Consider the following 4,921-nt stretch of genomic DNA (forward strand, 5'->3'; position numbering starts at 1 on the left):
GCTGCTCGACGGCGCCGGCCGGGTCGGCGCCGACCGGGCCGCCGAGGTGGTCGCCCTGCTCGCCGAGGAGAGCGCGGCCGGCCCCGGTGACGATCTGGTCGCCGGTTGGCGTCGGCTGCGCACCGGTGTGGACGCGGGCGCGACCGCTCGCTGGCGCACCGAGGTACGCCGGCTGCGGGCCGCGCTGCCGGCGGGCACCCCGCCGAAGGGCCGCACCGGCACGGCTGGGCTGAGCGACGATCTCGCCGCCGGGCTGCTCGTCGGTCTGGCGTACCCGGAACGGTTGGCCCGGGTGCGGCGGCCGGGCGGTTCGGCGTACCTGATGACCGGCGGGACCGCCGCGGAGCTGGCCGCCGGCTCGGGGCTGGCCGGGTCCGACTGGCTGGCGGTCGCGGTCGCGGACCGCACCCCCGGCGCGCCGTCGGCCCGGATCCGCCGGGCCTCCCCGGTGGACGAGGCGACGGCCCGGGAGGCGGCCGGTCCGCTGCTGCGCACCGACCGCGAGGTCGGCTGGTCCGACGGGGACGTGGTGGCCCGGGAGGTGACCCGGCTGGGCGCGATCGAGCTGGTCCAGCGGCGGCTGGACCGGCCGGACCGGGCGGAGGTGGCTGCCGCGTTGCTGACCGGCTTGCGTCAGGACGGGCTGGGGCTGCTGCCCTGGACGCCGGCGGCGCGGGCGCTGCGCGAGCGGCTCGCGTTCCTTCGGCAGCAGCTGGGCGATCCGTGGCCGGCTGTCGACGACGAGGCGTTGCTCGACGCCGCGCCGAGCTGGCTGGGCCCTGAGCTGGCCGCCGCGCGACGCCGGGCCGACCTGGGGCGGGTGGACGTGTCGTCGGCGCTGCGTCGGCTGCTGCCCTGGGCGCAGGCCGCCCGCCTCGACGAGTTGGCCCCGGAGCGGATCGAGGTGCCGAGTGGTTCCCGGATCCGGCTGGACTACCGCGACCCGGCCGCGCCGGTGCTCGCCGTGAAGCTCCAGGAGACGTTCGGCTGGCCGGCGGCGCCCCGCATCGCCGACGGTCGGGTGCCGGTGCTGCTGCACCTGCTCTCTCCCGCCGGCCGTCCGGTCGCGGTCACCGCCGATCTGGCGTCGTTCTGGCGTACCGGCTACCCGCAGGTCCGCTCCGAGCTGCGCGGGCGCTATCCCCGGCACCCGTGGCCGGAGGACCCGGGGACGGCCACACCCACCCGGCGCGCCACGCCACGTCGGCGCTGAAGGCCGGGGCTACTCCTCGACGACGTCGGCCACCACGACCGTGACGTTGTCCGGCCCGCCGGCGTGCAGGGCCAGGTCGATCAGCTTGCCGGCGCAGGCGCCCCGGTCCGGATAGCCGCCGAGCACCTCGGTGAGGGTGTCCGGGCGGACCACGTTGGAGAGGCCGTCGCTGCACAGCAGCCACCGATCGCCGGCCCGGGGCACCATGGTCGCGTACGACGGGGAGACCTCGTCGCCCTGCAACGCCTGGGTGACCACGGCGCGGCGGGGGTGACTGCTGGCCTGGTCCGCGGTGATCACGCCCTGGTCCACCAACATCTGGACGAACGTGTCGTCCCGGGTGATCTGCTTGAGCACGCCCTCGCGGAACAGGTAGGCCCGGGAGTCGCCGACGTGGGCGAGGGCCAGGCAGCTGCCGGTACGGGCGAAGAGCAGTGCGGTCAGCGTGGTGCCCATGCCCTGGCGCTCGGGATCCTCGGCGATCGCCTGTCGGATCCGGGAGGTGGCCAGCGCGATGCCACCCTCGAGCGCGGCCACCAGGGCGTCCTCGGGTGTCTCCACGTCGAGCGGGGCGACCGCGTCGATGGTGAGGGCGCTGGCCAGGTCGCCGGCGGCCATCCCACCCATGCCGTCGGCGACGGCGACGAGCCAGGTGCCGGCGTGCAGGGCGTCCTGGTTTCCGCTGCGGATCAGCCCACGGTCGCTCGTTCCCACCGAACGCAGCTTCAGGGTCATGGGAGGCAGCCTGCCAGGAGAAGGGCGCAGTTGTCTCTAGGAGATCAGGACGACGAGGCGTGGCGCGGCCAATCTCACGTCCGGGTGGTGGCGCGTCGGGAGCGCCCGTCGGGATGACCGCCCTCGTCGGACACCGGAACCCATCCAACCAGATCAATTGACATGGGGTGCCGGCGCTGGAAATATCGAGCCGATACCTGGGAGCGCTCCCAAGTTATGCCACGACTGTGTCATCACCACCGCCCTCTTTCCCGTCCCGGAAGGACTCCCCGTGACGCCATCCCGACGCCGCCTCCTGCTGGCTGCGGCGACCACTCTGGCCCTCACCGGCGCCGGCGCCGGCGCGGCCCACGCCGAACCACCACCGGACGCTCCCGAGCAGATCGACAACGGCGACTTCAGCGCCGGGGTGAGCCCCTGGTTCTCCTTCGGCACCGGCCCGCTGGCGGTCACCGACGGCAAACTCTGCACCACCGTCGCTGGTGGCCTGGCCAACCCGTGGGACGCCGGCATCGGCCAGGACGGCGTACCGCTGATCGCCGGCGCCGAATACACCCTCGGCTTCGCGGTCTCCGCCACTCCCGGCGCCGCGGTCAAGGCCGTGTTGCAGCTCGGCAGCGCCCCGTACACCACGTACGCCGCCGTGGACGCCACCGCGACCGGCACCCTCCAGCGGGTCGAGCAGACCTTCACCGTGCCGGACGACAACCCCAACGCCCAACTGATCTTCCAGGTCGGCGGTTCCGCGCAGGCGCAGACCATCTGCCTGGACGACGTCTCGCTGCGCGGTGGCGAGCCGCCCGAGCCGTACGTGCCGGACACCGGGCCACGGGTTCGCGTCAACCAGGTCGGCTACCTGCCCGGTGGCCCGAAGAACGCCACCGTCGTCACCGAAGCCACCACGGCGCTGCCCTGGCAGCTGCGCAGCGCCGCCGGCGCCGTCGTGGCCAGCGGCACCACCACCGCTCGCGGTGTCGACGCCGCCTCCGGGCAGAACGTGCAGACTGTCGACTTCACCAGGTACCGCACTCCCGGCACCGGGCTCACGCTCACCGTGGACGGCGAGACCAGCCACCCGTTCGACATCTCCGGCACCCTCTACGACCGGCTGCGCTCCGACTCGTTGCAGTTCTTCTACGCCCAGCGCAGCGGCATCGCCATCGACGGTGACCTGATCGGCGACGAGTACGCCCGACCTGCCGGGCACCTCGGCGTCGCACCCAACCGGGGCGACACCAACGTGCCGTGCCAGCCGGGTGTCTGCGACTACTCCCTGGACGTGCGTGGCGGCTGGTACGACGCCGGCGACCACGGCAAGTACGTGGTCAACGGCGGCATCGCCACCTACCAGCTGTTGAACACCTTCGAGCGGACCAAGACGGCGGCCACCGCCGACGGCGGCGCGGATCTCGCCGACAGCACGCTGCGGGTGCCCGAGCGCGGCAACGCCGTGCCGGACATCCTCGACGAGGCCCGCTGGGAGCTGGAGTTCCTGCTGCGTATGCAGGTGCCGGCCGGTAAGCCGCTCGCCGGCATGGTCCACCACAAGATCCACGACCAGAACTGGACCGGGTTGCCGCTCGCCCCGCACGCCGATCCGCAGCCGCGCGAGCTGCACCCACCGTCGACCGCGGCCACCCTCAACCTGGCCGCCACCGCGGCCCAGTGCGCCCGGCTCTTCGCCCCCTACGACGCGGCGTTCGCGACGCGCTGCGGCACTGCCGCGAAGACGGCCTACGCCGCGGCCAAGGCCCACCCGGCGGTGTACGCCAGCCCGACCGACGGCACCGGCGGCGGCGCGTACGACGACAGCAACGTCACCGACGAGTTCTACTGGGCGGCGGCCGAGCTGTACCTGACCACCGGGGCGCAGAACTACCTGGCCGACGTGACCGCCTCACCGCACCACACCGGGAACGTGTTCGACGCACGGGGCTTCAGCTGGCAGAGCGTGGCCGCGTTGGGCCGCCTCGACCTGGCCACCGTGCCGAACGGGCTACCCGCCGCCGATCTGGCCCGGGTCCGCGCCTCGGTCACCGCCGCCGCCGACACGTACCTCGCCGAACTGCGCCGGCAGGCGTACGGGCTGCCGATGCCCGGTGACGCCAACAGCTACTTCTGGGGTGGCAACAGCAACGTCATCAACAACGCGGTGGTGCTGGCCACCGCGTTCGACCTGACCCGCAACGCCGCCTACCGCGACGGCGCCGTGCAGGCCATGGACTACATCCTCGGTCGCAACGCCCTGAACATCTCCTATGTCACCGGGTGGGGAGAGCACGCCGCGCAGAACCAGCACAGTCGGATCTTCGGCCATCAGCTCGACCCGAGCCTGCCCCGACCGCCGGCCGGCTCTCTCGCCGGCGGCCCGAACGCGGCCCTCCAGGACCCGTTCGTGGCGCAACTGCTCGCCGGCTGCGAGCCGATGTTCTGCTACGTCGACGACATCAACTCGTACTCGACAAACGAGGTGGCGATCAACTGGAACTCGGCGCTGACCTGGATCGCCTCGTTCCTGGCCGATCAGGGTGACGCCGGTGCGGTGCCGGCCACCACCTGCTCGGTGCAGTACGTGAACTACGGGGCCTGGCAGGGTGGCACCGGGTTCACCGGGCAGTTGACCATCCGCAACACGGGCGCCACCGCTGTCAACGGCTGGAGCGTGCGCTTCGCGTTCACCGGCGACCAGCGGGTGCGCGAGGCGTGGCTGGCGAAGGTCACCCAGTCCGGCGCGACGGTGACCGCGCGCAACGAGTCGTACAACGCCAAGATCGCACCCGGCGGCACTGTGACGTTCGGCTTCAACGCCACGACGGGCGGCGGTGCCAACCCGAGCCCCGGCCTGATCACCGTCAACGGAGCGGCCTGCTCGCTGAGCTGAGCCCCCGGAGATGCCTTGCACGGTGACGTAGACCGGACGCTGGTCCGCCGGGGCGGGCGGCACCTCCGCGACCACCAATCGGTGCCCGTCGA

Annotated in this window: 3 protein-coding genes; 2 read left to right on the forward strand and 1 reads right to left on the reverse strand. The window is 73.0% G+C overall.

Translation table 11 applies throughout. From position 1 onward, the window contains the following. Window positions 1-1,213, forward strand: a 1,213-nt coding sequence (locus ABZU52_RS31860; protein WP_354974625.1) for an ATP-dependent helicase C-terminal domain-containing protein, incomplete at its 5' end; no start/stop codon positions are given. 9 nt (window positions 1,214-1,222) lie between these two features. On the opposite strand, the gene ABZU52_RS31865 is transcribed toward ABZU52_RS31860, so the two are convergent. Continuing rightward, the gene (locus ABZU52_RS31865) at window positions 1,223-1,948 is read right to left on the reverse strand and encodes a protein phosphatase 2C domain-containing protein (protein WP_354974626.1); all 726 of its coding nucleotides are present in this window, start codon (window positions 1,946-1,948) and stop codon (window positions 1,223-1,225) included. A 271-nt stretch (window positions 1,949-2,219) separates the two neighbouring features. Here ABZU52_RS31865 and ABZU52_RS31870 point away from each other — a divergent pair, with 271 nt between their 5' ends. Continuing rightward, entirely contained in the window at window positions 2,220-4,829 is a 2,610-nt protein-coding gene (locus ABZU52_RS31870) for a glycoside hydrolase family 9 protein (RefSeq protein ID WP_354974627.1), read from the forward strand. The last annotated feature ends 92 nt before the right edge of the window (window positions 4,830-4,921 follow it).

This window comes from Micromonospora sp. NPDC005220 (assembly GCF_040607895.1).
Taxonomy (GTDB): domain Bacteria; phylum Actinomycetota; class Actinomycetes; order Mycobacteriales; family Micromonosporaceae; genus Micromonospora.